Source organism: Paenibacillus sp. Y568, from assembly GCF_059445545.1.
Genome location: NZ_JCAIUM010000002.1, coordinates 311513 through 338458 on the forward strand (window position 1 = coordinate 311513; position 26946 = coordinate 338458).

A 26946-nucleotide genomic window follows, 5' to 3' on the forward strand; every position below is an offset into this window, starting at 1 on the left:
AAACGTATTCATAGAAGGGAGGTGATCGGAAAAATTCTCATAACAACAAGCAGAGGGATGATAATCGTATAGTGTACTAATTTACAAGGGTTTCCTCTTCTTGGGCGCCTGTCTTATAGTTTTTCGTATTAAACTAAAGGAGGCAATAAGGATGAAAAAGGTTGTTGGGCTACTACTTGTTTTTTTGTTTATCATTCCTATTAATGCTTTTGCGTCTGATGTTAATATTAACGAGGTAGTACCGAAGGTCGAGGTCTCAGAAGACTTTGCATCACTCCCTGATAGTATCACGGTCGAAGGTGATTATGTTTGTGTGGATGATACTGATGATAACCTAACGGTTCAATCAGTTGATGGTCAGATTGAGCCGCTTTCTACTTGTTCTGGAGACGGAGGATATGCTCGTTTAGATGCAGCCTTTAATGGTGTCAGGTGGGAGATTAATCCTCGATTTTCCACAGTACATACTTTTACCGGTGTTTTGATAATATCAAAATTTGTAGGTGGTCTCCCCGTACCATATGATTCTGTATCGATAACTTGCACAGGCGCATTAGGTGGAGCGTGTGGAGATACCGTAAGTTTAGGTTTATCATCAGGTGCTTACAGTGTCAGCATGACTGGGACGGCAAGAGACGCTTCAGGCCTATTTTTTTGGACTGTACCGCCATGCAGTATAGGAATAAGTATCTAATATGACACTTTCTCGAAATGATAAGCAGTTGCGCATAAGTAACTTCTGCCCTATGGATTTGAATTTTCTTTTATTTATCGAAAATATCTATGAGTGCTATCATAAAGGAGAAGAGGTCTTTCCAGGTAGATACTTAATCTCAAATGACCAAGAATTACTAGAATCTGAGAGTTTTAATGAAATTTTTCATACATGTTGGGATGAAATTGTAAAAGAATTTGAACAGCAACAATACATGGACAACCCTTTAAACACGCTTCATTATAGAGATTGTTATAAGAGTTTGTTTAGAAGGGATTCAGTATTCCATACAGCTGAAAGAGTATGGAATACTTTTTCCTTGTGGTGGTGGTCTGATTACGGTATTAAAGCCTACATGGAGAGATACACTGATCTATTTATGCCAGAACTTGCTGAGCAGATATGGAAAGGGCTTTACGAAAATAATATTGAAATTGATGACGGTAGTTCTCTTTATGTCATTCTACTGTTCAAACAGCCTGTTATGGTAATCCCGAAGAGTTCAAACAAGCTATTTTTCTCAACTATCAATAACTTTGTATATAAAAAGGAGGAGATTGTCAGCGAAATTGTTGATTTATTTGTTTAAGTTATCACCCCTAGTAGCTCTGAAATGAGTTCAGACTGCCTCAAACGTGATAATCTGATTTTAGTGCGAATGCATCGGCAAAAGCCCCGTCAACCTTAATTGGTGAACTGACCCCAAAAATTAGACACATGTAGACTTAGGCTGCTATAGAGGACTGGAGGCGGTATTCTACCGGCGACAGTCCTCTTAGCTTTTGTATAGTCCTTCGGTGGTAACAAAATACCATATTTCTGCTGCATGATGACATAATGATGTTTAGCGGTCACCGGCTTAGAGTAGGAAAAATCGACTGTTTATGCTCGTACACGCCCTTAGCGTATATTTTCGTTAAAATGTTGGCTAGACCCCATAAAAAACTCCCTAATCTTGACTATATATTCCTCTCCCCTCGGTAAGTATTTCGGCTAATTTTGGGGAACTTTCAACTGCTGATATTAGTTATTTTACAAGTAATGTTCAAATTACTATAAGATGAAGTCATATTCATGTGGAGTTCAGTTGAGAAAGACCGTGGTATTTGGGTTATTGTCCATGATAGTAGCCATTTTATTTATCTTCACGATATTATAGTAGAAGGAAGTCTAAAATCGCATTGATTACGTGGGTGCAGATGTAATGAGGAGACCCGAGGGAATATGATTAAATATCCATTCTTGAAAAAAGAAGCAACAATAGGAATAACAGCACCTTCATCTGGAGTTAACAATGAATTGCATGACTTGCTAGAACGTTCATGTCATCGTATGAAGATGAAAGGATTCCATGTGATTTGTGGAGATACGGTACGAGTGCAGGATAAGGCAAAGTCATCTCCTGCCAAAATACGTGCTAATGAGTTTAATACGATGATGTCTGATGAACAGATCGATCTCATCATTCCTCCATGGGGTGGAGAACTATTAATCGAAATACTTGAAGATATTGATTTTGAAAATTTGAAGACAAAGTGGATCTTAGGTTATTCCGATATAAGTGTGCTGTTACTAGCCATTACGTTAAAAACAGGCATAGCGACGGCTCATGGAACGAATCTCATGGATTTAAGAGGAGAATATACCGATCATACAACAGGGATGTGGCAATCAGTATTATCCACAAGAACTCATAAATTTAACGTCCAACATTCATCCCTCAAATTCCAAAAAGAATGGCAATTTACTAACCCTTCACCTTGTGTTTATCATCTAACGGAAGACACATACTGGGGCGTTGTTTCGAATATGAAGGTGAATATCCAAGGTCGCTTACTGGGGGGATGTATCGACGTCATTAGACATTTGATTGGCACCCCGTTTGGTGATGTTGAACATTTCCAGAAACATGTTATCCATGGTGACTCGATTGTGTGGTATTTAGAGAACTGCGAAATGAAAACAACAGACTTACGTAGATCATTAGTTCAAATGAAGTTAGCTGGGTGGTTTGAGAATTGCTCGGGTATTCTGTTCGGTAGAAGTGATGCTAACCAACCTGTTGAGAATTATACTGTTGAAGATATCTATCAAGAAATTTCAGAAGAACTTCAAATCCCTATTATCTACGATGTTGATTGTGGACATGTTCCACCACAAGTGACTTTTATCAATGGGGCATATGCAGAGATTGAAGTAGAAGATGGCAAAGGAACTGTTAAGCAATATTTCAAAGAATAGATAAGTGAGTTGGGTATTCGACATGAACATAAGAAGACTTAAAAAGTCGAAAATATAGCCATTAGGCTGTCTTTTCGACTTTTTAAGATGAATGACTACTATTTAAACGGAATCTTATAAATTCTCCGGATTACGAACTCAGCGATTATGTAGAGTAGTGGTATCGTTGTATAGATGCTGATCGTATAGCTTGTACTATACGTGATACCCAATCCATGATGGAAAATAAAGGTGAAGATATGAATAAACATATTCGTAAAGCAGAACGCGTAACTTCGAATCATCCATTTTCGATGTAGATTGATTTGTTTCTTTTTAATTTGGATGAGTGCAATTAGAGTCATTACCGGCCAAATGATATTTAGTGTATTGAATGCGACGCTATTCAGTTTCCCGCCGGTTGAATAAGGTGCCATGTAGCCAGAGGTTAAGACAACAAGAAGGACGGATATAACATATACATAACCATTGAGTCGATGGAACTTACGATATTTACTCAACATTCGATTAGAAAAATTGATTGCTCCTGATACCATAGCTATACAAGCAACAACTACATGGATATACATGATATTTAACCAAAGTGGGATGGGTAAAGGACGGCCAAGTCCAACTTTATGGCTTAGAAAATCAATAGCTTGGGGATCGTGAATGAAATTTTTATACAATACAAAAATGATGAAAAGGATGGAAACGATTAGCATAAGTTGATATAAACGCTTGCTTGAGAACATTGGATTAAACCTCAATTCGGAGTTGGTATCTTTTATTATTGTAATCCAAATGTCGTATTTATTCACTATTTGCAAGTCGACCAGCTACCTATCAATTAAACATGAAGGAATAATTTGTAATAAATAATCTTGCTGCTGTCTTAAAATGATGTTTAATGAATGTGATAGTATGTATAAATATAAATACAGTGAGCATTGATGTATCCAACTGGAGGGATATAAGAACATCAGCAGCGATTACAAGTATTATCTTGAGTCTTGTGAGTTATCATTTATGGTTCACGAAAGATCTACGAATGGCTCCATGACTAGGTATTCGTGCGAATGGAATCCCATGGGCTTAATAAGTTATAATGATTATAATATCTATTAACTAATAAAGGGACTGATAGCTAATGCGACAAACGGCGGCAGAGATGATGAGACGCTCTCAACTATTGCTCAAACAAAAAAAATTACTGTTTCTAGTCGTTGTTCTACTAATTGGATTAATTATTATGGTGTTTAGTAAGATTTCTTACATTTTCACACCTATCAAAATTATTCTCAGTACAATTTCTATACCCATCATATTAGCTACTGTGGCTTATTATTTGTTTAACCCACTGATTGATTTCATGGAACGACGAAAGATTGGACGTGGTTATTCGATCCTTATCCTGTACGCAGTCATTATTGGATTATTAACGGTTCTCATTGTCGAAATCATTCCAGTGGTTCGCAATCAAGTAACGGAGTTTATTGAGAATCTTCCAGTATACAGTGAGGAAGCGCAGCTGTTATTCGAGAATTGGATAGGTAGCGACCTATTCTCTCAGATTCAGCAGAATCTTGGGTTTAATGCACCCGATCTGATGGGTGAGATTTCTACTAGAGCTTCATCGGTTTTTAACAATACATTTAAAGGGATTGGTACTGTAGTAGGTGCTGTAACAGAATTTATTCTAGCCTTTATTATTGCACCTTTCATTTTGGTGTATTTATTGAAGGATGGAAAGAAACTTCCTCCGTATCTTCTGAAGATTCTTCCAACGAAGGCTCGTCCAGGAACATTAAAAGTATTAGGAGAAATTGGTCATCAAATCAGTTCATATATTCGTGGTCAGATTATCGTGAGTGTTTGTATTGGGGGCTTACTCTATATCGGTTATCTTATCATCGGTCTAGATTATCCTGTGGTACTTGCAATCATTGCAGCTTGTACAAGTATGGTTCCGTATCTGGGCCCTACGATTGCCATTGCACCTGCCATTATTATTGCTTTAGTAACATCACCGATCATGCTTCTCAAGATGGTTATCGTATGGACGATTGTACAATTGATTGAAGGGAAATTTATATCACCACAAATTATGGGTAAGACGTTGAGTATTCATCCTATTACCATTATTTTTGTTATTCTCGTAGCAGGTAAACTATTCGGAGTTCTTGGAATTATATTAGCAGTACCTGGTTACGCCATATGTAAAGTCATTGTGATGCACTTATTTCAATGGTTTAAGAGCACATCAGATTTGTATGCACCTTTACCGGAAGTTATGGCGAATGAAGAACCTGCGGATAGTGATATTTAATGAGGAGTTATGACATGGATCCCACAATCGATATATCATATAAACCGCCGTTACCTAAGGAATACAATGCTTTAAGAGTGAGAGCAGGAATGAGTCCTAGAGACGAAGTGGGAGCTGCTATAGCTTTGAACAATGCAATCTTCACTGTTACTTTGAGAGACTCCCATCAACTCATTGGCATGGGAAGAGTGGTCGGTGATGGAGGGTGCTTCTATCAAATTGTAGATATTGCGGTAGATCCGACACATCAAGGCAAGGGACTAGGAAAAGTGATTATGTCGCATATCATGGATTATCTAGACAAGAATGCATTTAAAGATTCCTATGTGAGTCTAATAGCTGACGTTCCCGCTGATCATTTGTATAAGAAATTTGGCTTCGAATACACTCAACCAAGATCTATTGGTATGTATAAGAAATACTAGAGTAACTATACTTAGCGATAAGTTCTTCGTTACTGCTGGCATTATTCGTGTTACTTACAGAATAGGACGGAGCATCTTTATTATGAAAAAATTCAAGAAATTCTATATCGAGATAACAAGTGTATGCAACTTGGCATGTTCCTTTTGTCCACAGACGAAGCGACAAGCGAACTTCATAAAGATTGAAGATTTCACCAAGATACTTGACGAGATCAAGCCACATACGGATTATATCTATTTCCATGTGAAGGGTGAGCCGCTTCTTCATCCCAAAATCGATCAACTATTGGATCTAAGCCACGAGAGAGGATTTAAGGTTAATATTACGACGAATGGCACACTTCTACATAAGGCAAAGCATAAAATCATGATGAAACCCGCCTTACGACAGTTGAATTTCTCGTTACATAGTTTTGATGGTCACGAGGGTTCAACGGATAAGGAAGGGTACGTATCTTCGGTTCTTACTTTTGCTAAAGAAGCCGTGGAGAAATCAGATGTTCTGGTATCACTTCGATTGTGGAATTTGACAGAAGACAACATAACTAATGCTGAACGTCATCGAAATCGGCAAATCTTAGCATGGATTGAGCAGGAATTTGATCTAGATTATAAAATAGAAGAAAAGGTCGTTCCCGGTAGTGGCGTGAAGATTGCGAAACAGATCTATCTCAATCAAGATCATGAATTTAAGTGGCCAGATTTGAAGGAAGAGGAAGACGAGGGTAAAGGATTCTGTCATGGGCTTCGTAATCAAGCAGGCATCCTTGTAGACGGAACGGTCATTCCTTGTTGTCTTGACGGTGAAGGTGTCATTAATTTAGGGAACATCAATCAGACACCATTCTCAGATATTGTGGAGAGTGAACGGGCGAATAACCTTTACAATGGATTCTCAAGAAGAGAAGTTGTAGAGGAGTTATGTAGAAAATGTGGTTATCGGAAAAGATTCTCTTAATGTGAACCAATGAGCGGGTGTCTCATCATGGGGATGTTCGTTTTCTATGGGAAAAGTAAAGAGTAGAAATCGTGTAAAAAAGGAGATCAGTCCTATGAAAAAATGGTTTCGTTTTCGCTGGTGGAAGCTGCTAATCCTCATTGTGATCTTGATTGGTATTGGGATGGCAGTCTATCTGAAACCTTACGCTCCGGATGCACGAGCACTTGAGGCGATGAAGGGTGGCAATGGAATTACGGTGTCTGAACAGAGTAAGTGGATTCAGTTCGATCCAAAGAAATCGGAGGGGTCTAGCGTCATTTTTTATCCTGGTGGATTAGTTAAACCTGAGAGTTATGCACCTATGGCTAAGGAACTTGCCTCCCAGGGTCATCGGACTTATATTGTAAAAATGCCATTGAATCTCGCTGTACTTGGAGGAGATCGAGCGGATGCTATACTCAACATGGATTCGAAGGAAAGGTTTGTCATCGGAGGTCATTCACTAGGTGGCGTTATGGCATCGCGTTACGCATCAGCACATCGAGACCAGATCGAGGGAGTATTCTTTCTAGCAGCCTATCCTGATTCAAAAGGGAGCTTACTCGAAACGGATGTACCTGTGATATCGTTGACAGGATCGGATGATGGCGTCTTGAAAAAGGATGCGTATGAATCTGCTAAACAGTACCTTCCGGAATCATCAGAATATGTCGTGATCGAAGGTGCTGACCATGCCCAATTCGGGAGTTATGGCGATCAACAGGGAGATAATCCTGCAGGGATTACACCGGAATTACAGCTTCAAGCGGTAATAGATAATTTAACGAAATGGATGGAAATGTGGGAATGACGCCAATACGAGGTTTATTGAAAAATTGATACTCGGTAGGGGCTCTCTTGAAGTGAGTAAACGAGCAGCGGCTACTATAGGCTGTTCGTTTTTTTGTATGAATAAAATCCATGAAATCTGTAATACAACTCGTCATATCTTGACATGGTATGCAGTGTTGTTCAGCAGTAACGCTCCATATGGTATAATGGTAGAATCGGATTCAGCAAACTAGAGGATACTTGGTTTGAAGTTACAGGAGTTAAAGGAATGACAACATATAATAACGATGCAATCAACATATCGGTACAACTTGGAAAGGAACGATGTGCATGGCAGTACACGAGGATAATAAGTCATCGAGAGTTCAAGAAATGATTCATGTAATGACTACAAGCGGTTGGCGGATTACAGAACAACGTAAGAAATTAGCAGAAATATTTACGGAAGCGAATGGCTATTTATCTCCCAAAGAGGTATATGATCAGATGACGATCCCTTATCCGAGTGTTAGTTTTGATACGGTGTATCGTAATTTACGCTTACTGAGCGAAATGGGCGCATTGGAGCAATATTATTCAATGGAGGGCGGTTTGAAATTTAAAGCCAGCTGTTCAACACATCATCACCATCATCTCATCTGTGTGAATTGTGAGAAAACACTAACGTTCGATTATTGCCCTATGGAGCAGTCTTTGAAATTACCGGGTTCTTTTAAAATCATGAATCATCGCTTCGAAGTATATGGGCTATGCGAGGAATGCCAAGCGGGGCTGGAAAGTAAAACCTAAATTCACTTATAATATTCAGGCGCATGCTCAATATCAATAAGGATTTGAGCACTAAATTTTTTTAGATCATCTAGAGACACCTTGAAATTCGGAATCCAACCTGAAAGAAAAATAATAATCAGATAGAGGTCGGTTGTTTGTTCATAATACCATTTCCACTCGAAAGATTCGTCGTAATGCGAGAAATACCCATTATAAAGTTCCATTGGAAAATTATCTAACATCTTGATAAAACTACTTAATGTTTGGTTTGTCCAGCCAAAATCAACTGCAACATCGTTTTCGAATTGGGGATTAGTGATAGTAACAAGTATATTGCATCCTTGATCTAAGTTTTTGTTTCGTTTAGTTATTTGAAAATCTAAAAGTTTACGATTATTTAAATGATCTCTTAATATAGCCATAATAAACCATTACTCCTAACATGAATTATAGTAATCCTAGTTAGTATATATTAAGTGCATCAAGAAAAGATACCTGAAAAAAAGGATCGCAAAGTATGTACCCATACAGGGTATAAGCGTTGCGATCTTTTTATAATTACATGTGTAATTATATTTCCTGATCCTTAAAGGCTACTAGCTCTTCCAGAGAATAGCATCGATATCCATAGCAGGGATAATGCCTTCTTTAGAAGCCCGGTGAAGTAGTGCCTTAATGGCACCGTAACCATCATTACCAAGATTGGCACTAAACTCGTTTACATATAAATCAATATGCGCTTGAACGACTTCAGGAGACAATTCTTGGGAGTGATGGAGGACATATTCCTGGGAAGCTTCTGGATGAGCCCACGCATATTCGACAGATTCACGAATCCAAGTCGTAATCTGATTTAAATCTAATGATTTACGAGCGATAATAGCTCCCAAAGGGATGGGTAAGCCAGTATCTTCTTCCCACCAACTTCCTAAGTCGGTCATTAACGACAAACCATAATCGGGGTATGTAAAACGAGCTTCATGAATGACGAGTCCAGCATCAATGAGGCCATCACGTACGGCAGGCATGATCTGGTCAAAAGGCATGACTATAATTTCACCTATTCCACCTGGAATGTTCTGTGCTGCCCATAAACGAAACAATAAATAGGCGGTAGAGCGTTCGCTAGGAACAGCAACACGACGACCGGCGAGAGATGCGGGATCACTCGTAATCTTATCTCTACCGGATGTGAGAACTAATGGACCGCAACCCCGTCCGAGAGCACCACCACACGGTAGTAATGCATATTCATCGGATACCCAAGGTAAAGCACCATAGGATATTTTGAGAATATCAGGACCATCAGCTCCTTGAGATAACGTATTCGTAATATCAATATCCGCGTATGTAACTTCTAATTCTGGTGCACCAGGGATTAAACCATGGACCCAGGCATGGTATATGAACGTGTCATTAGGACACGGAGAAAAAGTAATCTTCATGTTAGTACCTCCAGTAGTATTGTGCTCGCTGCTTCAAGCGCTTCGAAAGCTTCTTTCATCTTCCATGCTGCTCGATCCCTTGGACCCACAGCATTAGATATCGTCCGAATTTCAAGAACGGGGATGTTATAGATCTGGGCTGCAACAGCTACACCATAACCTTCCATCGCTTCTGCAGTAGCTCCGGGTATACGCTTGTTCAACATCATCGCACTCTCCGATGAACCTGTCACTGTAGACACGGTAAGAATGGGACCTGTATGAACGGAAAGACCAGCACGTTGCAATGCATTCGTTACTAGTGATACAAGGTTGGATTCAACAGAAACACGGGAAGATCCAAAGCCTAGTTCATCTACGCTGCAGAAGCCTTCAGAAGTCTCTGCTCCCAGATCTGCGGCTACAATGTGACTTCCGACCACAATAGAGCCAAGTTCTGCTTGTCCAACAAATCCTCCACCAATACCAGCGCTAATCACTAGGCTATAATCGCCTAAGGCGAGTGCAGTTGCTGTATTTGCAGCAGCAACGGGAGAACCAACGCCTGCGATTCGAACATCAAATTGATTAGATCCATGAATACCACGAAGGACAGCGTCTCTCTCTGCCTCGACAGCGGTCATAATCAGTATGCGTTTCTCTGAATCAAGAGGCTTCTCAGCATTCTTGACTGTTTCAATCCTGTTATCTTGCTTCAAAGTTATCCCCTCACTCGCGTATTTATTATCTAATACGTACCGTTACGATTAGACTTCTCAATATATAAAGTTACCGTTAACAGCTGAGGATGTAAAGGGGAAGGGACATAGAGTAATGCGTTCAGCGGATACACTAGATTGTTGATCCCCATAGAATCAGGCATATACAAGCTATTTCACGAATAAACTTGTTCCATAACGCCATATTTAAGCAAACCTTGGACAAGGAGTTGATGAACTCATGATGGATACAATGTCTCCTAACATTTCTATATTAGGCATAGGTACTGCACTCCCTACATACCGAATTGAACAAGGTGAGGTGCTAGATAAACTAGAGGAAGCCTTACAGGACTCCCCCAATTCTGTACGGTGGGCTAGAAGAATCTTTAAACAATGTGGTGTAGCGACCCGATATACGTGTGAACCTAACCTCGTCGCCAAAGGTTCAACGAATCGTTATCTGCCATCTAAGGGACTTCAAGATGTTCCTTCTACCGCAGAACGCATGGAAATTTATAAAAGAGAATCTATTCCCTTAGCGATACAAGCAGCGAAAGGCGCCCTACTTGATGGTGAGATTGAGGCTTCACAGATCACGCATCTGATAACGGTGAGTTGTACAGGGCAATTTCTTCCGGGACTGGATGCTGTTCTTGTGAAGGAAATGGGATTATCTCCACATGTGAATCGGATTCCATTAACTTTTCAAGGATGTGCTGCTGGGTTGAAGGCAATTCAATTAGCCAGGACGTTGATGGAGGGGCAATCAAGTAGACATATACTCATTGTCTGCGTGGAGTTATGTACACTTCATTTCCAACCTTCGAGCGACCGTGAGGCTTTGTTTGGTGCATCATTCTTCGGCGACGGGGCATCAGCATGCGTGATCGGTAGCGCAAATACGAACAGTAAAGGCCTGTTTCAATTAGGTGAGGGCCATTCTATTCTTTTGCCTGAATGTAGTGAGGAAATGATATGGGAAGTCGGCAATTATGGATTCGATCTCTATCTGTCTACAAATATCCCCAAATTGTTAGGACGTTATCTGACTGCGGAAATGGATGCACTCTTAGATGGAGAAGAGGCTCCTAGTTTATGGGCCATTCACCCTGGTGGTAGAGGTATAATTGATGTCGTTCAACAGATGTTCCAATTAACTGATACTCAGGTTCATTCTAGTCGAAGTATTTTACATGATTATGGTAATTTATCTTCAGCCACCATTCTGTTTGTTCTAAAAGCAATGCGTGAAGATCTTCTAGCTCATAAAGTAGAATCATCAAGTGGTGTAGCCTTAGCTTTTGGACCTGGATTAACAGCAGAACTAATTAAGTTTATGTACCTTCCTTCTACCATTCTGCAAGAACGGGTTATCGATCATGTTCATTCTTAAAAAGTTGCAGAAGAGAGCCGAAGAGCCTGAATTAATGGATGATTTCAGTATGGGCGGAACTGACCTTCACGAAGCACTACGAGATCTAAGGCTATTGAATCAAATATTTGTTGCTTCTAGTCCTACTATTTATGGTATCGAACGCTTGTGGATTCTGGCAGGACGTCCGAAACAACTATCTATCCTTGATGTGGGAGCGGGTTCTGGAGATGTAAATAGGCGTGTTCTGAAGTGGGCGGATAAGAGAGGCATTGATATTACGATCCAGCTAGCAGATGTCACAGAGGAAGCCTGTGAAGAGGCACGCCAATTCTTTCACGATGAACCACGTGTAAGTGTACGATTAGTGGATGTGAAAGACATACCTGAAGCAAGTGTGGATATCGTGAGTGGATCGCAATTTGTTCATCATTTTACGGGAGATGAGCTTAACAGAATCGTGACCTATATGCATAAAGCGTCGAAGATCGGTGTTGTCATCAATGATATTCATAGACAATGGATTGCGTGGATCGCTGTTTGGATTGTCAGCCGTGTGGTATCTACTAATCGTTATATTAGACATGATGCAACATTGTCTGTGGCCAAAGGGTTTCGTGCTACGGATTGGGTTGCGCTAAGAGAAGCTTTAAGAATCCCGCAACTTCGTTACTCATGGAGACCTTTATTCCGTTATGCGGTTGTCATTCCACAGCACCCTTCTCAAGGAGAAGATGGAGGTTCAGCGCCATGGGACAAATAATGGATGCGGTCGTGATTGGTGGTGGAATTGCTGGGTGCAGTCTTGCCAAACAACTAGCAGATCTGGGTTGGAGAACCACATTATTAGACAGGCAAGTATTTCCTCGCCATAAACCCTGTGGTGAATTTCTATCTCCGGAATCTCAAGAGATGTTAAGTAAGCTTGGACTGGGTGATGTTATGGAATCGTTACAACCTCAGTTGATATCCAAAGCGAGATTAATATTTGAACGTGGAAGTTCAGTAGAAGTTCCACTACCAGGAACAGCTTGGGGAATAAGTCGCTACAAACTTGATGCTGCACTTCACGAAGCTATCATTCAAGCAGGCGTTATCGTACGGACGGGTATGCATGTCATTTCCGTCAAGCAACATGGTGAAGGGTACGAGGTAAAGATCAAACAACGAGGTGAAGTGGAGGTCATTCAAGCACGCACCGTGTATGCAGCATGGGGATCTCATCGCCACGCTAGTATGTTCGTGGAACCGTATAAATCGAATACAACAGATTCGAGTATGGCTTCTTATGTCGGGATTAAATCACATTATTCAGGCATGGATCATGAACTTGTTACGGAACTATTTTTCGTGAAGGGCGGATATGTTGGGATTTCTCCTGTCGAGAATGGTTACTCGAACGTGGCTGCGTTACTGGATAAAGAAGTGGTTAAAGGTTCGGGGACAACCGTACCTGCGATTCTTGAATCGGTTTCAAGAGAGAATACACAATTAGTAGAGAGAATGAGACATGCTGTTCCAATTGAGGGGACACAAGTATCTATCGCTCCCGTACATCTATCTCTTCGTCCGCTAGCGTGGCATGTCATTCCACATCTAGGGGATGCAGCCGTCGTGATCCCACCGCTCTGTGGAGATGGCATGTCGATTGCCCTGCGATCTTCTTTTCTATGTAGTGCTCTCGCTGATCGGTATCTACGTGGGGAGATATCCCTCTCTCAATGGCAAGAGGATTACACACAAGAGATGAATCATGAATTTGGAGGTCTTATCAGACGTGGAAGGCTTGCACACAACTTATGTTCCATACCCCAATTGACAAGGTGGTTTCCAAGTGCAGTAAGGCTATGGCCACCCCTTGGAAAGTTTCTAGTGAAAGCCACACGATTGAAACCGTATAAAGGTTAGCTATTATTGTTTAGGAGAGCTGTATCATGGTGTATCGTATGCTTGCTAAACTTTCCTATCGGTTTCCGATATGGATCATCGTATTGTGGACGGCATTTTTTGTCGTGTTTGGTACGTATGCGTTGAAGCTACCAACTGTACTTAAGGATCACGGTCTTGTGTCAGATGGGAGCTTTACACGCGTACAGGAAGTATTATCATCCGATTTTGGAATTCCCAATGAGCCCATTATGTTAGTTTTTGAAAAAGAACCATCTGTAACCAAACAGCAGTATCATCGATACATAGAGAGTGTTCTAATGAGTATGCAGGAGATTGAGGGACTATCTCTACACATTTCTCCGCTTGATCGAGAAGGAATGTTCCATGGTAATGTGGCGTATGCACTTCTTGGATTTCGTCAACATGCCTATGAGATCGGACCGGTGCTAGAACAGATTAGAGAACGCCTACCTAAGTTTTCGCACATTTCAGTGGGTGTGACAGGCAAATCGGTTATCCAAATGGATGTGAATCAAGCAAGTCGTCACGGATTGAAGACAGCTGAGCTAATCGGTTTACCCATAGCCTTTTTAATATTAATATTTGCGTTCAGAGGTATTACCTTTGCCATACTTCCGCTTATCATAGGAATTATTGGAGTAACAGGTACCCTTGGTATCATGACGTTGGTCGGTACGGTAATGGAATTATCTAATTTTGTATTAAGTGTGATTCCGATGGTAGGGTTAGCGTTGAGCATTGATTTTGCGCTTGTGATTATTAGTCGGTTTCAGGAGGAACTCCCCGGAAGAAATATAGAAGAGTCGTTAATTATATCGATGAGCACGGCGGGACGAGCTGTAGTATTCTCAGCAGCATGTGTAATACTTGGCTTAATGGCGATTCAGTTTATTCAATTACCTCTGTTCATAACGGTTGCCTTAGGTGCCATGGTTGTTCTAATCATATCCCTCTTACTTAACTTAACGTTGCTTCCAGCGCTACTTAGTATAGTAGCTCCATATATAGCTGCCAGACCTATAGTCCCCAACAGACAGAAATCTCAACAAGCCGACACATTTCATAGAACTCAGGAAAACCAGCATCACCATGCTAAGTTACAATCTTTAGGCTTCTGGGATCGCTGGTCACGTATGATTATGAAAAGACCTGTCATATCCGTACTTGTCGCATCGATCGTGTTACTTAGCTGTCTTTTACCATTACGCCATATGGTGATTAGCATACCTGATGATAATTCACTTCCAAAGGGATATGAATCACGGATAGCAGCAGAGCTTTACAAAGATCACTTCACCTCAGATTCTAGCTCCGAGGTTGTTATAATTGCGGAAGGAAGAAATGCTATATTCACATCTCAAGATTGGATTGACGCGTACCAATGGGTGCAACGGTTGAAACAAGATCCAGGGGTGATCAGCATAGAATCCATATTTGATCAGTTTCCATTGTTGACCGAGCAACAGTTACTTCGTATGCTTCAGAATCCAACTTTTATGACGAAGATGGAGCCAGAATTACAATCTGCGATCAGGGATAATAAAATGCTCTTGCGGTTGACAATACAAGGTACCGCTGGTTCGAAAGTAGCTTCGGATTGGTTACGGGATTTGGAAGCGAAGGGAGCTTCTGCGGAACTACCATTGGTCGTTGGGGGAGAGGCGAAGTATCAACAGGAGATATTTGATGAAATTTCGAGGCATATCGGTTCTATCCTATTATTCATTGGTGTGACTAATTTTATTGTGTTATGCCTTGCATTCCGATCTATTCTGATTCCAATTAAAGCGATCGTTATGAATCTACTGAGTCTAGGTGCTTCGTTCGGTATATTAACCTTTATTTTTGAAAAAGGGAGATTGGGATTAGAGCCTAATGCGATTGCGATAATGATCCCTGTGTTTGTATTTGGTATGGTATTTGGAATTAGTATGGATTACGGAGTGTTCCTCTTATCTCGCATGTCTGAAGTCTATGAACGTACAGGTGATCACATGGAAGCTGTCACTTCTGGGTTATCTACAACAGGACGGATTATCACATCGGCAGCTGCAATTATGATTGCGGTCACCTTACCCTTTGCCTTCGCAGATGTCGTAGGGGTAAAGCAACTAGGTATCGGAATTGCAGCAGCGATATTTATGGATGCCACCATCATTCGATTGGTCCTTGTTCCTTCATTGATGTCTCTTCTTGGACAAATGAATTGGTGGATGCCATTTCAGAGAAAATAGGAGTCTGAACTTAGAGTGGATTCCTTTTACAAATAAATCAATAAATTTGGTATTCTTAAAGTATTGAACGCAACCGAAAGGAGACCCTATGTCTTTTCTAAAGAGGATTAGTCTAAATTGGGATAGTTTGTCTCGTGAAGATGAACATCAATTTCCATTTCAAATCCCTGCACTGCGTAGTTTAAACACCTTACAGTTAGAGAGCAATGTGACCTTTCTAACTGGAGAGAATGGTTCGGGTAAATCTACTTTATTGGAATCGATCGGACTCAGTTGTGGATTTAGTATCATTGGGGGAAAAGATCTGGTCATTCAGAAAGAGAAAGATAATACCTCGCTTGCATCGATTATGAAATTAAGTTGGATGCCTAAAGTGAATCATGGGTTTTATTTTCGAGCGGAGACGTTTGATGCATTCGCGAATTATATCGATGAGTTAGCAGATGATCCCGATGTGGGGAGTTCTGCTTATGGCCCGTATGGTGGGAAATCCTTGAATGAACGGTCACATGGACAAGCCTTTTTAACCTTTTTTAACAATCGATTAGATAAAAAGGGGCTGTATTTATTAGATGAACCAGAGTCGGCGTTATCTCCACAGAGCCAGCTATCCTTTATGAGATTGATATGGGAGATGGAACAAAGTGGACAAGCGCAGTTCATTATTGCGACGCATTCTCCAATGCTCATGGCATATCCTCATGCTCAAATCCTACATTTCTCAGAGTCATCAATAGACCCAATAGAATACGAAGATACGGAACATTATAGCTTGACCCGAGATTTCCTGAATCATCGTGAACGGTATTTCGATATGCTGTTCTCTGATGATGAGTGAGAGCTTAGAGATTAGGGTGTAAAACAAACGCCGGTGACCGGTGTTTCCATATTAGTGTTATGGAGTTTTGCTCTCATCCATGTACAGACTAAATGAGGTCAACCAGTAAATACTGGCTAACCTCATAATACGACGGGACACGATAGCTTAATAAAGACACAAAGGCAGCAGGTCACTGGATCCGCTGTCTTTGTTTAACTAATGGGAGGGTAGTTCGAATATATGGTATTATTTGTTTATTAAGCTAATGATTGAGTTACTTCGTTAACAGTACAGTAGTGAGGGGGTTAGTAACATTAAACAGAAAACCTTTGTTGGATTGTTCGCCTCAATATTTCTCATTTTATATGGTATATGGAAACTGATTGATTTTATTGAACCAAAAGTTGGCCCAGTAGGTAACGGTCTTAGTGATACTGTTGTGGTAATAGTATGGATATTGTTTGGTATATCAATGATTTTGGGTGTTGGGGGAGTGATTTATTTTTCTTATTTAATTTTTAGGAAGAAATGAATAATTGAAAAGCTAAAAATTTGTCGTTCCTATAAAATGGTGGTGTTTAATAAAAATGTTAAAACAAAATAAACGGATCAAAAAGATATTTTCAGTTCTTACTTTTAGTTTGATGATTGCTTTGCTTGTCTCCTGCTCTTCATCCCAAGGTACACCGAATGCTACAGCCATCTCTTTGAAACACTCCTTGTCTATGGATGACTTCGATCAGTTTCAGACATTATTCACTGAAGAAAAAAGGCTGTCTGCCACAAAGGGATTATTCGAAAAAATTAAGGGAATCAATTCAGCAGGTGCAGAATTTAAAAGCTATACAGTCATCACATTAGATAATGGTGAGATGGTACTTGTGAATTTAATCCCAGACGAGGAACAAGCTATCCAGAGCATAGCGGTTATTCCTCAGGAGTATAAAGTTCTATTTACCGAATAGAGACTTATTACGCTAACGGAACAGGGGATAGTTTGCTAACAGACTTTAATGGTTTGAATAATCAGAAATCGATAGCACCATAACAATAGGCAACCGAGATCATCTTCTGCTACCTATTAAGATATTCTAACTTAAATATTTCAAAATATACTTATCAGTATGTTCACTTAACTCAATCCCCTAAAGAAAGTATGAATGAGCGATCAGCCATCGTGTTTGCTGCATCTGAAGAGATATCTCAGAAAGTGAGAAACGGTGGATTCCAGATTCTTAATGATGAACTTTTTATCAGTAGCGGCACATCTTGTTTGTATCATACGAATGCTGTAGATGTTTTGAGAAATGCCGGGATTATGGTTAAAGATGCGTTGGAGCTATCAAGTCTTGAGATGATAAAACAATATGTAAGCTGTGGAAAAGGGTATGCTTTAGTTCCTGAAATAGCTATCAACAACGAACTTAAGACGGGTACACTAAAGATCCTACCGTTTAATTCCAAAATGAGTTTTTCGTAGGGCCTAATTGTTCATAAAAATCGTGAGCTTAGTTTTACGGCACAAAGTTTTCAATCTGAACTCCTGAGTTTTTTTAATAGGAAAGAGTATAGAGAATTAAATTGATTCGATTTCAAAGAGCAAGGAGATGTAGATGATGAAACAAAACAAATACGATGATCCAAATTTCTTTTCTGCATATAAGCAAATGCCCCGTTCAATCAATGGACTTGAAGGTGCAGGAGAATGGCATGTGTTAAAAGGATTAATGCCAGAATTACGAGATAAAAGTGTGCTTGATTTAGGTTGCGGTTACGGTTGGCATTGTCTATTTGCGCGCGAGAAACAAGCACGTTCAGTAATAGGTGTAGATATATCTGAAAGGATGCTTCAACAGGCTCGCGAACAAACAAATGATCCTGCCATTTCATATGTACACTTACCTATTGAAGACATTCAATTTGAAAATGCACAATTTGATGTGGTTATCAGTTCATTGGCTTTTCACTATATCGAATCATTCGCAGACATTTGTGCAAAAGTACATGCTTATCTAAAGCCAGGTGGGACTTTCATTTTTTCTGTTGAACATCCTATTTTCACTTCTCGTGATGAACAAGATTGGTACTATGATGAACAAGGAAATCGTATGCATTGGCCCGTAGATCAATATCAATCAGAAGGCGTACGCACAACATCATTCTTAGCACCCAATGTTATTAAATATCACCGAACCATCTCTACATATATGAATGACATAATTGAGGCTGGATTTGTATTGAAAGCCGTTAAAGAACCCATGCCTTCAGATGAATTGTTAAAGAATGACTCGATGATGCAAGATGAGAATCGTCGACCGATGTTCTTGATTATTTCTGCAGAAAAAGCGTGAGTCTGGGAACTGACTATTCGGACGATACTGTACATTTTTCTAATTAAGATAACGGGAAGACTTGTTTATTTGAGGGAACTATTTCACTCTTTCGTCGCAAGAAAAATCTGATGGTAGGAGATGTTAGCTATTTATGAAATATTTCAAGAAATGCTTAAAATCTGTACTTATTGGTGTAGTTCTTCTCTCGGCAGCAACGGTAGTAAACGCATCCAGCTCGATTCATGTTGCACTTAATGGTAATCCTGTATCCACGGATGTTATGCCTAAAATTGAGAACGGGCGAGTGCTTGTACCGATCAGCACGATCGCAAAAGCATTTGGGGCTAATGTCCATTGGAATAAGGATTCCAAGACAGTTGAAATTAGTACCGAGGAAAACGTATGGGATGACGATTTAGCGAAGAATATCTACTGGCAACCCATTCATGACCTAATCATGCAATATATCATCGGCTTTGATTCACGGAACCTCGACATAGTGAAGTCTCTTCGTTCCGAAGATTTCGACAGCGACGTGATTGGTCCCGAAATTACCATCCCAATAGGCGGAATCTTTCCAGCCGTAATTGACACCCAATTTATAGACGTGAAGCAGGATAAAAATTTTATTATTGCGGTACGAGTTGCAATTGTGAAGCAAGAGGCAGGTCTAATAAAACAAACCCTGGATTTTGTGTTAGAACCAGCAAAAACAGATTCGACATACGGTTACTTAATTAAAGGCATTTGGCAAGTCAAAGAGGAAAAGTTGAAAGAATATTCTCCGGTTCCCGGGATTTCTTTTCATAGCGAAGATATAAAATAAGGGTATCCAGATAAAACCGTCTCTCTAAGGATCAGTCATGTATGGCATTCAACCTTATTGGGACACCTTAGCCCATTAAACAGCGGCAGTCTAGGAATTTATTTTCTCGTCCACGCCTACCGCTGTTTCTATAATTGTGGCAATTCATATCTCATGATAGCTGACGATTTAATAATTTGAAAAACGGTCTTGACATAAAGTGCATTCAACAAAACAAGTGAATCAAAAGCCAAATGGAGCAACGGTATTGCATTTCGCGCGTAAAGATGGAATGTAATTGCAACCATGCGTTATGGACTTCACTTTATTTTTACTTTTCAGGTTTTTCTGTCTATACATCCAATTTGTTAGGAGTGACTACGAATGCGTATCGAAAAAGAGAAAATATACCCTAATTGCCCAACTATAATGAGAACAGTAGAGGTTGGCGGACTTACTAAATTGCAGCTTATTCAGAAATTGCAACAATACTCTATCTTAATAAATGAGCTCGGAGAGAGGCTATTAGCAGACAATAAATTTACGACTTCTGATACAAAGTACAGCCTACATACTGTTGAACTAACCGTTATTGCCCTTGGTTTTCCGGATGGAGCTACTACGCCTCAAATTTTTAATAGAGCAAGAGAACTTGGGTTGGAACTGTGTCCTCTTGAGCTAGGACTGCACCTTAGACTGAAGTATCTGGATCAGCCTGAAGGTTTTGCGGGTAATCCCATACAGCGACATCAAGCTCCTTCCGGTTCCATCACAATAGCATCGGAGATACTAACGGAAGATGATGATTTTCCTAAAGGTTTTTATCTTAGACGAATTGATGACGCGTTATGGCTGCGTGGATACATTGCTGACCATATTCATGTTTGGAATCCTGATGACCATTTTATCTTTTGTCAAACAAATTAGACCATTTCGATATGCTTTTCTCCTCTGATGAGTGAGAAGAGGGAAGAGTTCCGCTGAAACGGCTGTGCCGCCCTTGGAAAAGGATGGCGCAGCCGTTTCTACTTGTTTAACGAGCAGGTATAACGGAACTATTTGAGCAATTTATAAGAATATTAAGAAGTTCTTCATAATTATCGTAAATCTTTGTTAATATATTCCGTCTATAATTAAGCTAATGAAGGATGAATGCAGGAAGGTAGGTTGGAAATGGAACACTTTTATGTACTTGTTGTTGATGATGAAAAGGAAATACGGGATGTTATTGAAATTTACTTGAAAAATGAAGGAGTTACCGTGTTAAAGGCAAAGGATGGGATTGAAGCTTTAGAAATCATAAATGAACACCCAATCCATCTCATTATATTAGATATTATGATGCCCAAGTTGGATGGGATTTCCACTACATATAAAATTCGGGAGCAGAAAAACATTCCTATCATTATTTTGAGTGCAAAAAGTGAGGATGCTGATAAGATATTAGGCCTACATATGGGAGCGGATGATTATGTCACAAAACCGTTCAATCCAATGGAACTCGTCGCCCGCGTGAAATCCCAGTTGAGAAGATATGTGACTCTCGGTACTTATGAAGGTATTAAAAAAATAATTGATCTAAATGGCCTCACATTAGACAAATCAGCAAAAGAAGTGACCGTACATGGAGACCCCGTGAAGCTTACTCCAATTGAATATAAAATTGTTGAATTACTTATGACTAACGCCGGAAGAGTATTCTCGATCAATGAAATCTATGAACGTGTATGGAAGGAGCCTTGCTATAACGCAGAAAATACGGTAGCCGTCCACGTTAGAAAAATTCGCGAGAAAATTGAAATTGATCCGAAAAATCCAAGATACTTAAAGGTGGTATGGGGAATTGGATACAAAATGGAAAAATAGAATCATCATGGGTGCTTGCGTTTTTATGTTTTGTTTTGGCATAAGTGGGATCGCATCCTTCTTCACAAATAGCAACGATTACGTTCATCAGGACTATTTCCACACTCCTGAGTTTCAATACGAGCTCGACCGATTCGCCGGGGATTTAAGCATGTTCGAGCTAAACAATATGAATTTAAAGGAAGCGAAAAAAGCGATAGTGGTCTCTGAAGACGAAATTAATGAGTATCGTGATCGGTTTGGATATCTAATTACTAACATAAAAGATGAGTATGAATTTCTTATACAGCAAGCAATGGAAATGGATGACCAAGATGTAGCGGATATCTATCTAGCGGAAAGAGATAAAAAAATAGAGGATATTACCAATGGGATCAAGAATGATGAATTTATTAAAACAAAGGTTATAAATGAAAAAGAACAAAAAATAGATGAGTTCAACAAGGAACGAGAGGATCACCGTGCGGAATTTATGAAATACAAAGATGCTTTTTCTTACTATTTTAAAAATAGTGAAACTGGAAAAGTCAATACAAATCTAAACAACTCACAAGATGAATTAACGAAAGACGATATGTCTCCCAACAACATGTTGTTTATAACCAATTATTCTATATCCAGAGAATCTATGATGTATTATTATAGCATTCCGACTGAACTGGAAAGTTCATTTGTTCCTTTTGAAGGACAGATTGCGGTATCTAAATCTCTATCTTCATCGAACCCGGTTATGATCGAATATGAACGCTATAAACAGATGCAAATGATATGGTTGGTGTATATTTTAACAAGCGTAATCGCCCTTATTCTGTGTTTCTATCTCTTGAAAAAAGAGAAAGTTAATCTTGCTGGAATTGAAAAATGGCGACCCTATTATAATAAGGTTCCCATTGATTTGAGAATATTTATCTTCGCGACAATAGGAATTGTTTCTATGATCTACCTAGTTTTAATTAATGAACAAATTTTTTATAACTTTGACAATCTATTTATTTACGGCTGGGATATATTAATCTGCTTAGTAGTGGGATCAGTCCTTTGGTTTCTTACCCTTGTTCAAGGGAAATTTCTTACTGCAGAATTAAAGGATAGGAAAAACCTTAAAAAAGTATGGGAAAAGGCAATCTTGTCTAAAGCATGCCGAAGCATTAAGGCATTGTTCAATAAAGTAATACGTAGTCTGAAAGATGTTTTTATAAATAAGAGCATGGGCATGCAGTTGTTTATCGTATTAGCGGCAGTATTTGGGTTAGGTTTATTATCGATCATGATTATCGTAGATCCTATCTTTCTTGTTATATATATATTATTGCTTGGGTTAATAGGGCTTCCAATAGTAGTGGTGTTGATTAAAAACATCGGGTATTTCAACCGGATTGTAAACAAAACAAATGAATTGACTGTTGGAAATCTAGGCGAGGATATGCAGGTATCAGGGACATCTGTTCTAGCCATGCTCGCTAGTAATATCAACATGTTAAAGCAAGATGTAAAACAATCGCAGAACGAACAGGCAAAGAGTGAACGCCTAAAAACAGAGTTAATTACAAATGTAAGTCATGACCTAAGGACACCGCTAACCTCTATTATTACGTATACTGAGCTATTAAAAACGACGAATTTATCAGATGAGGAAAGGAAAGCCTATCTCGAAATTATTGACAGAAACTCCAAGCGGTTAAAGGTGTTGATTGATGATCTATTTGAAGTTTCGAAAATGGCCAGTGGAAATATGGAGTTGACAATGGAAAAGGTGGATCTCGTCCAGCTATTACAACAGGCACTTGCGGAATATGATGACACTATTAATGAATCCTGTCTGCAATTCCGGATTTCGTATACGGATATGCCAGTTTACGCCTTAGTCGACGGGAAAAAGTTATGGCGTGTCTTTGATAACCTAATTGGAAATGTTCTTAACTATTCGCTTGAGAACTCGCGCGTTTATATTACAGTGCGTAAGCTTGACAATCAGGTGATTCTTTCGTTTAAGAATGTCTCGAAATATGAACTTAGTGAAAATATGGATGAGCTATTCGAACGGTTCAAACGTGGAGATTCTTCGCGTCATACGGAAGGTTCTGGACTAGGGTTAGCCATTGCGAAATCAATCGTGGACATTCATGAAGGTAGTCTTGATATTGAAACGGATGGCGACTTATTTAAAGTGAGTATTTCTCTGAAGCTAGTGGATTAATGAAATGAAATTTGCGTATGTTTAAAGATCATCCGTGGTTGAAAGTGGAATAACGGTGAGATTAATAAATAGTAAATAACATAGATACGACCGGGGCGCAGTACAATAAATCCGGTCGTATCTTTGTTTAATATCATTCATGGGCAGTATGTTGTTTTATTTTTTTAATAGAAACTGACAAAAAAGTATCCTGACATTATAATTGTATTATATATCCATAATGGCACTTACCAGGAAGACGGCATGCAATTTCAACCAATGTATATTGATGGGGAATTATTTCTACCGAAATTCGAATTAAATATGACATCGAACCAATCGATAGGCATTATAACGGACTTGAAGCGAAAGCAGTTTTTAATGAAACAATTGGTTGATCATTCCCAATTTTATTTATTTCGAGCTCAACAAGGCGAGTATATGCGTTTAACGGTAGAAGAGCTCATAACCTTTCTAAGCAAAGTAACGGAGAGGAATGAGCATGTCGCTTTGTTAATGGATTATTTTGCTTTAAAAGAAGTACGGAAGGTAAAAATAAAGGATCTAAGCCCATCGAAAAGGATGTATGTGGCATTGCTGCGTGTCTTTTTTGCGCATCAGCCTACACTTGTACTGGAGGAACCCTATTTTTACTTGGAAGAACAAGATCGTCGTCATTTTAAACGGATTTTAGATGACCTTTCGAAAGAAAAGCAGATTTTAGTTATAACTTCGAATTTAGAGGATGCCATTATTTCCTGTGATGCAATTTATCGATTGAACGAATTTGGATTTCATCAATTGGATATTCGGGACTCAGAAGAGGATAAGCAGGAAGTACAGAAACAAGATGAGGCCAATATAATCTTGCAGAAGATCTCTACCAAACGAAACGACAAAGTGATTTTATTTAATCCGCCTGAAATCGATTACATAGAAAGTATAGATGGTTCGATCCTTGTTCATGTGGGTGGGGAAAATTATGACTGTGTTTTGACGTTGACCGAGCTTGAGAAGAAGTTGATAAATTTCGGTTTTTTTAGATGTCATCGATCCTATATCGTTAATCTGCAAAAAATAAGAGAGATTATTACATGGACGAAGAATAGTTACAACTTGCGGTTAAATACAGGTCAAGATGCTGTGGTTCCGTTATCCCGTTCAAAATTGCAGGAATTAAAAACACTTCTTAATATATAAAATGTTTGCGAAGCAAACATAACTTCGTAAGCATATGCCATTTCCGGGGAAATATCGCACCAATCAGGTATTGATGGTACCATTCAGGCGATAACAGCTACATTTCAGCTGATTTTGATGGCACGAAGCTGGCAATATGTATATGTTTAAGTCATCAATGCTAAGGAAGTGGTGTTAATGGATGTTGTCCAGGTAGAACGTATTCGTAAGAGATTTGGAAATAAGGATGCGTTAGCAGATGTGTCTTTTTCAATTCCGAAAGGGGAAATTTTTGGTTTCTTAGGTCCGAGTGGTTCGGGAAAAACAACATTAATAAAGATTTTAACTGCACAGTTAAATCCGACAAGTGGATATGCTAGTGTATTTAATCAGCCAGCGGAGATGATGCAGGAGTCTGCACAGAAGATACGCTTTGGCATTTTGACGGATAACAGTGGTCTATATGAGAGGTTATCGATTGAGGAAAATCTAGATCTGTATCGTAAGTTATATGATCTACCTAGATCTTCGGTCGATAAGGTGCTGCAGTTTGTAAACTTAAGCGGAGAGCGCAAAAAGAAAGTTAATCTCTTATCGAAAGGGATGCGTCAGCGTGTTATGTTGGCATGCGCGATTATCCATGAGCCAGAATTATTATTTTTAGATGAACCTACTTCGGCTTTAGATCCTGTAAACTCAGCACATATTTATAAAGGTTTACGCTACTTAAATGAGAAAGGGACAACGATTTTTTTAACTACGCATGATATGGCTGAGGCAGAATTGATATGTAACCGTGTAGCGATATTGTATCAGGGACAAATCCAAACCATCGGCTCACCCAAGGAACTTAAACGACAGCATCGAGAAAACGTAGTTCGTGTTGAACTAATCAATGGAGAAACTTATGAGCTCCCGATCGATGAGGGAACGGCTGATCAAATCGCCGATTGGATGAAACGAGGGTTAATTGATCGATTAGAAACGAAAGAGCCAAGTCTAGGAGATATCTTTATTAAAATGACAGGAAGTGAGTTACTATGAGTATCTCATTAAAACGTGCCCGGGCGATATTTGTTAAGGATTACAAAGAGTTTTCACGCAATTATGCTGTTTCTATTATGTTAATTTTCCCAATACTCATAGCGTTCCTTTATAAAGGCCAAGGCATAACCTCGGGTGGAACATTTGGTTTTGTTCTGAATTTTTCGTTTGCGCTGTTAACGAGCTTTGTACAAGCATGCTTGATTGCGGAAGAAAAGGAGCGCAACACCTTACGTTCATTAATGATGACTCCTGCCACGGCCATGGATGTTTTAATCGGCAAAAGTGCTCTAGTCTTTGTAATGTCTTCTGTCGTTCTGGCTGTTGTTACATATATATTTGGCTATGATCCAGCACCAATATGGGCATTTCTGGTAGCTATCATTCTTACAATTATTCTATACACAGCAGCCGGGACGATATGTGGTTTATTCTCCAAGACGGTGCTTGAAGCATCATTATCTGTGTTTCCTGTGCTGATCGTATTCACTGCGGCACCATGGGGATCGTTACTAGTGAAGGATTATCCGATATTTAAAGTGCTGGAGTATGTACCAAGCAGTCAACTTGTGCAGTTGCTAGATATAAGCAATACAGGCTTTACGACGGGAGATTTATTAAAACCCCTGCTCATTATTTTGGCATGGACGATTGTATTAACGATTGTGTCTATTGTTTTGTATCAACGACGGTTAAAGGATGAGTAGTAAAAAAAATTACAAAAGAGCATCTGACATTGTCAGAAATCTATTTTCTTTCGAGTCAGTATTATAGGTCGATCGATTTTGCGAGGTGCTTCTTGTGAAGGAACGGGATACGGATATATTGC

General features: G+C 39.4%; 27 protein-coding genes. 23 read left to right on the forward strand and 4 right to left on the reverse strand.

Annotated features, from left to right (window positions below):
- Positions 1-151: 151 nt before the first annotated feature.
- From AC1D7X_RS04510 to AC1D7X_RS04520, 3 genes are all read left to right on the forward strand, one after another.
- Positions 152-694: a hypothetical protein gene (locus AC1D7X_RS04510; protein ID WP_495456111.1), complete on the forward strand. Its 543-nt coding sequence runs from the start codon at positions 152-154 to the stop codon at positions 692-694.
- 1 nt (position 695) lies between these two features.
- On the forward strand, positions 696-1304 hold the full coding sequence (locus AC1D7X_RS04515) for a hypothetical protein (RefSeq protein ID WP_495456110.1): 609 nt from the start codon (positions 696-698) through the stop codon (positions 1302-1304).
- A gap of 635 nt (positions 1305-1939) precedes the next feature.
- On the forward strand, positions 1940-2956 hold the full coding sequence (locus AC1D7X_RS04520; RefSeq protein WP_495474711.1) for a S66 family peptidase: 1017 nt from the start codon (positions 1940-1942) through the stop codon (positions 2954-2956).
- Between the two features lie 98 nt (positions 2957-3054).
- Here AC1D7X_RS04520 and AC1D7X_RS04525 read toward each other — a convergent pair whose 3' ends face one another.
- Positions 3055-3690, reverse strand: a complete 636-nt coding sequence (locus AC1D7X_RS04525; protein WP_495474712.1) for a DUF2306 domain-containing protein — start codon at positions 3688-3690, stop codon at positions 3055-3057.
- A gap of 395 nt (positions 3691-4085) precedes the next feature.
- Between AC1D7X_RS04525 and AC1D7X_RS04530 the strand changes: the two genes are divergently transcribed.
- The 5 genes from AC1D7X_RS04530 (at position 4086) to AC1D7X_RS04550 (ending at position 8249) form a co-directional block, all read left to right on the forward strand.
- Complete coding sequence (locus tag AC1D7X_RS04530; protein ID WP_495456107.1) at positions 4086-5264, forward strand: AI-2E family transporter; 1179 nt, start codon at positions 4086-4088, stop codon at positions 5262-5264.
- Between the two features lie 14 nt (positions 5265-5278).
- Positions 5279-5689 (forward strand): GNAT family N-acetyltransferase, encoded by a 411-nt coding sequence (locus AC1D7X_RS04535; protein ID WP_495456106.1) that lies wholly within the window; start codon positions 5279-5281, stop codon positions 5687-5689.
- An 82-nt stretch (positions 5690-5771) separates the two neighbouring features.
- The gene (locus tag AC1D7X_RS04540) at positions 5772-6647 is read left to right on the forward strand and encodes a radical SAM/SPASM domain-containing protein (protein ID WP_495456105.1); all 876 of its coding nucleotides are present in this window, start codon (positions 5772-5774) and stop codon (positions 6645-6647) included.
- A 94-nt stretch (positions 6648-6741) separates the two neighbouring features.
- Positions 6742-7479 carry an alpha/beta hydrolase gene (locus AC1D7X_RS04545; protein WP_495456104.1) on the forward strand — a complete coding sequence of 246 codons (738 nt, stop codon included), beginning with the start codon at positions 6742-6744 and terminating at the stop codon, positions 7477-7479.
- Between the two features lie 311 nt (positions 7480-7790).
- On the forward strand, positions 7791-8249 hold the full coding sequence (locus AC1D7X_RS04550; RefSeq protein WP_495474713.1) for a Fur family transcriptional regulator: 459 nt from the start codon (positions 7791-7793) through the stop codon (positions 8247-8249).
- A 2-nt stretch (positions 8250-8251) separates the two neighbouring features.
- On the opposite strand, the gene AC1D7X_RS04555 is transcribed toward AC1D7X_RS04550, so the two are convergent.
- From AC1D7X_RS04555 to AC1D7X_RS04565, 3 genes are all read right to left on the reverse strand, one after another.
- On the reverse strand, positions 8252-8653 hold the full coding sequence (locus AC1D7X_RS04555; protein WP_495474714.1) for a hypothetical protein: 402 nt from the start codon (positions 8651-8653) through the stop codon (positions 8252-8254).
- Between the two features lie 174 nt (positions 8654-8827).
- On the reverse strand, positions 8828-9676 hold the full coding sequence (locus tag AC1D7X_RS04560; protein WP_495474715.1) for a 1,4-dihydroxy-6-naphtoate synthase: 849 nt from the start codon (positions 9674-9676) through the stop codon (positions 8828-8830).
- Positions 9673-10374 carry a futalosine hydrolase gene (locus AC1D7X_RS04565; protein WP_495474716.1) on the reverse strand — a complete coding sequence of 234 codons (702 nt, stop codon included), beginning with the start codon at positions 10372-10374 and terminating at the stop codon, positions 9673-9675. Before AC1D7X_RS04565 ends, AC1D7X_RS04560 begins: the two co-directional genes overlap by 4 nt.
- A gap of 244 nt (positions 10375-10618) precedes the next feature.
- Here AC1D7X_RS04565 and AC1D7X_RS04570 point away from each other — a divergent pair, with 244 nt between their 5' ends.
- The 15 genes from AC1D7X_RS04570 (at position 10619) to AC1D7X_RS04640 (ending at position 26824) form a co-directional block, all read left to right on the forward strand.
- Positions 10619-11770, forward strand: coding sequence for a type III polyketide synthase (locus AC1D7X_RS04570; RefSeq protein ID WP_495456379.1), 1152 nt, complete (start codon positions 10619-10621; stop codon positions 11768-11770).
- Complete coding sequence (locus tag AC1D7X_RS04575) at positions 11757-12512, forward strand: methyltransferase domain-containing protein (protein ID WP_495456099.1); 756 nt, start codon at positions 11757-11759, stop codon at positions 12510-12512. The genes AC1D7X_RS04570 and AC1D7X_RS04575 overlap by 14 nt, the downstream gene beginning before the upstream one ends.
- Positions 12500-13657 carry an NAD(P)/FAD-dependent oxidoreductase gene (locus AC1D7X_RS04580; protein ID WP_495456098.1) on the forward strand — a complete coding sequence of 386 codons (1158 nt, stop codon included), beginning with the start codon at positions 12500-12502 and terminating at the stop codon, positions 13655-13657. The genes AC1D7X_RS04575 and AC1D7X_RS04580 overlap by 13 nt, the downstream gene beginning before the upstream one ends.
- A 26-nt stretch (positions 13658-13683) precedes the next feature.
- Entirely contained in the window at positions 13684-15894 is a 2211-nt protein-coding gene (locus tag AC1D7X_RS04585; RefSeq protein ID WP_495456097.1) for an MMPL family transporter, read from the forward strand.
- Positions 15895-15982: 88 nt separating this feature from the next.
- A complete protein-coding gene (locus AC1D7X_RS04590) occupies positions 15983-16732 on the forward strand; it encodes an AAA family ATPase (RefSeq protein ID WP_495456096.1) in 750 nt (249 codons plus the stop codon).
- Positions 16733-17301: 569 nt separating this feature from the next.
- Complete coding sequence (locus AC1D7X_RS04595; RefSeq protein WP_495456095.1) at positions 17302-17679, forward strand: hypothetical protein; 378 nt, start codon at positions 17302-17304, stop codon at positions 17677-17679.
- 191 nt (positions 17680-17870) lie between these two features.
- Positions 17871-18194, forward strand: coding sequence for a LysR substrate-binding domain-containing protein (locus tag AC1D7X_RS04600; protein ID WP_495456094.1), 324 nt, complete (start codon positions 17871-17873; stop codon positions 18192-18194).
- A gap of 136 nt (positions 18195-18330) precedes the next feature.
- Positions 18331-19065, forward strand: a complete 735-nt coding sequence (locus AC1D7X_RS04605; protein ID WP_495456378.1) for a class I SAM-dependent methyltransferase — start codon at positions 18331-18333, stop codon at positions 19063-19065.
- Between the two features lie 133 nt (positions 19066-19198).
- A complete protein-coding gene (locus AC1D7X_RS04610) occupies positions 19199-19873 on the forward strand; it encodes a stalk domain-containing protein (protein WP_495456093.1) in 675 nt (224 codons plus the stop codon).
- Between the two features lie 363 nt (positions 19874-20236).
- Positions 20237-20779 (forward strand): helicase, encoded by a 543-nt coding sequence (locus AC1D7X_RS04615; RefSeq protein WP_495474717.1) that lies wholly within the window; start codon positions 20237-20239, stop codon positions 20777-20779.
- Positions 20780-21025: 246 nt separating this feature from the next.
- A complete protein-coding gene (locus AC1D7X_RS04620) occupies positions 21026-21718 on the forward strand; it encodes a response regulator transcription factor (RefSeq protein WP_495456091.1) in 693 nt (230 codons plus the stop codon).
- Positions 21696-23915, forward strand: coding sequence for a sensor histidine kinase (locus AC1D7X_RS04625; RefSeq protein WP_495474718.1), 2220 nt, complete (start codon positions 21696-21698; stop codon positions 23913-23915). Before AC1D7X_RS04620 ends, AC1D7X_RS04625 begins: the two co-directional genes overlap by 23 nt.
- A gap of 243 nt (positions 23916-24158) precedes the next feature.
- Positions 24159-25094: a LytTR family DNA-binding domain-containing protein gene (locus AC1D7X_RS04630; RefSeq protein WP_495474719.1), complete on the forward strand. Its 936-nt coding sequence runs from the start codon at positions 24159-24161 to the stop codon at positions 25092-25094.
- A 177-nt stretch (positions 25095-25271) separates the two neighbouring features.
- The gene (locus AC1D7X_RS04635) at positions 25272-26117 is read left to right on the forward strand and encodes an ABC transporter ATP-binding protein (protein ID WP_495474720.1); all 846 of its coding nucleotides are present in this window, start codon (positions 25272-25274) and stop codon (positions 26115-26117) included.
- The gene (locus tag AC1D7X_RS04640) at positions 26114-26824 is read left to right on the forward strand and encodes an ABC transporter permease (protein WP_495474721.1); all 711 of its coding nucleotides are present in this window, start codon (positions 26114-26116) and stop codon (positions 26822-26824) included. The genes AC1D7X_RS04635 and AC1D7X_RS04640 overlap by 4 nt, the downstream gene beginning before the upstream one ends.
- Positions 26825-26946: the final 122 nt, after the last annotated feature.

Bases quoted from the DNA above. Each gene is read 5' to 3' on its own strand.
- AC1D7X_RS04630 (WP_495474719.1), top strand. From the start codon at position 24,159: ATGCAATTTCAACCAATGTATATTGATGGGGAATTATTTCTACCGAAA.
- AC1D7X_RS04545 (WP_495456104.1), top strand. From the start codon at position 6,742: ATGAAAAAATGGTTTCGTTTTCGCTGGTGGAAGCTGCTAATCCTCATT.
- AC1D7X_RS04610 (WP_495456093.1), top strand. From the start codon at position 19,199: ATGAAATATTTCAAGAAATGCTTAAAATCTGTACTTATTGGTGTAGTT.
- AC1D7X_RS04595 (WP_495456095.1), top strand. From the start codon at position 17,302: ATGTTAAAACAAAATAAACGGATCAAAAAGATATTTTCAGTTCTTACT.
- AC1D7X_RS04585 (WP_495456097.1), top strand. From the start codon at position 13,684: ATGGTGTATCGTATGCTTGCTAAACTTTCCTATCGGTTTCCGATATGG.
- AC1D7X_RS04560 (WP_495474715.1), bottom strand. From the start codon at position 9,676: ATGAAGATTACTTTTTCTCCGTGTCCTAATGACACGTTCATATACCAT.
- AC1D7X_RS04570 (WP_495456379.1), top strand. From the start codon at position 10,619: ATGGATACAATGTCTCCTAACATTTCTATATTAGGCATAGGTACTGCA.
- AC1D7X_RS04555 (WP_495474714.1), bottom strand. From the start codon at position 8,653: ATGGCTATATTAAGAGATCATTTAAATAATCGTAAACTTTTAGATTTT.
- AC1D7X_RS04600 (WP_495456094.1), top strand. From the start codon at position 17,871: ATGAATGAGCGATCAGCCATCGTGTTTGCTGCATCTGAAGAGATATCT.
- AC1D7X_RS04590 (WP_495456096.1), top strand. From the start codon at position 15,983: ATGTCTTTTCTAAAGAGGATTAGTCTAAATTGGGATAGTTTGTCTCGT.
- AC1D7X_RS04535 (WP_495456106.1), top strand. From the start codon at position 5,279: ATGGATCCCACAATCGATATATCATATAAACCGCCGTTACCTAAGGAA.
- AC1D7X_RS04620 (WP_495456091.1), top strand. From the start codon at position 21,026: ATGGAACACTTTTATGTACTTGTTGTTGATGATGAAAAGGAAATACGG.
- AC1D7X_RS04615 (WP_495474717.1), top strand. From the start codon at position 20,237: ATGCGTATCGAAAAAGAGAAAATATACCCTAATTGCCCAACTATAATG.
- AC1D7X_RS04550 (WP_495474713.1), top strand. From the start codon at position 7,791: ATGGCAGTACACGAGGATAATAAGTCATCGAGAGTTCAAGAAATGATT.
- AC1D7X_RS04540 (WP_495456105.1), top strand. From the start codon at position 5,772: ATGAAAAAATTCAAGAAATTCTATATCGAGATAACAAGTGTATGCAAC.
- AC1D7X_RS04520 (WP_495474711.1), top strand. From the start codon at position 1,940: ATGATTAAATATCCATTCTTGAAAAAAGAAGCAACAATAGGAATAACA.
- AC1D7X_RS04530 (WP_495456107.1), top strand. From the start codon at position 4,086: ATGCGACAAACGGCGGCAGAGATGATGAGACGCTCTCAACTATTGCTC.
- AC1D7X_RS04640 (WP_495474721.1), top strand. From the start codon at position 26,114: ATGAGTATCTCATTAAAACGTGCCCGGGCGATATTTGTTAAGGATTAC.
- AC1D7X_RS04575 (WP_495456099.1), top strand. From the start codon at position 11,757: ATGTTCATTCTTAAAAAGTTGCAGAAGAGAGCCGAAGAGCCTGAATTA.
- AC1D7X_RS04635 (WP_495474720.1), top strand. From the start codon at position 25,272: ATGGATGTTGTCCAGGTAGAACGTATTCGTAAGAGATTTGGAAATAAG.
- AC1D7X_RS04515 (WP_495456110.1), top strand. From the start codon at position 696: ATGACACTTTCTCGAAATGATAAGCAGTTGCGCATAAGTAACTTCTGC.
- AC1D7X_RS04580 (WP_495456098.1), top strand. From the start codon at position 12,500: ATGGGACAAATAATGGATGCGGTCGTGATTGGTGGTGGAATTGCTGGG.
- AC1D7X_RS04525 (WP_495474712.1), bottom strand. From the start codon at position 3,690: ATGTTCTCAAGCAAGCGTTTATATCAACTTATGCTAATCGTTTCCATC.
- AC1D7X_RS04605 (WP_495456378.1), top strand. From the start codon at position 18,331: ATGAAACAAAACAAATACGATGATCCAAATTTCTTTTCTGCATATAAG.
- AC1D7X_RS04510 (WP_495456111.1), top strand. From the start codon at position 152: ATGAAAAAGGTTGTTGGGCTACTACTTGTTTTTTTGTTTATCATTCCT.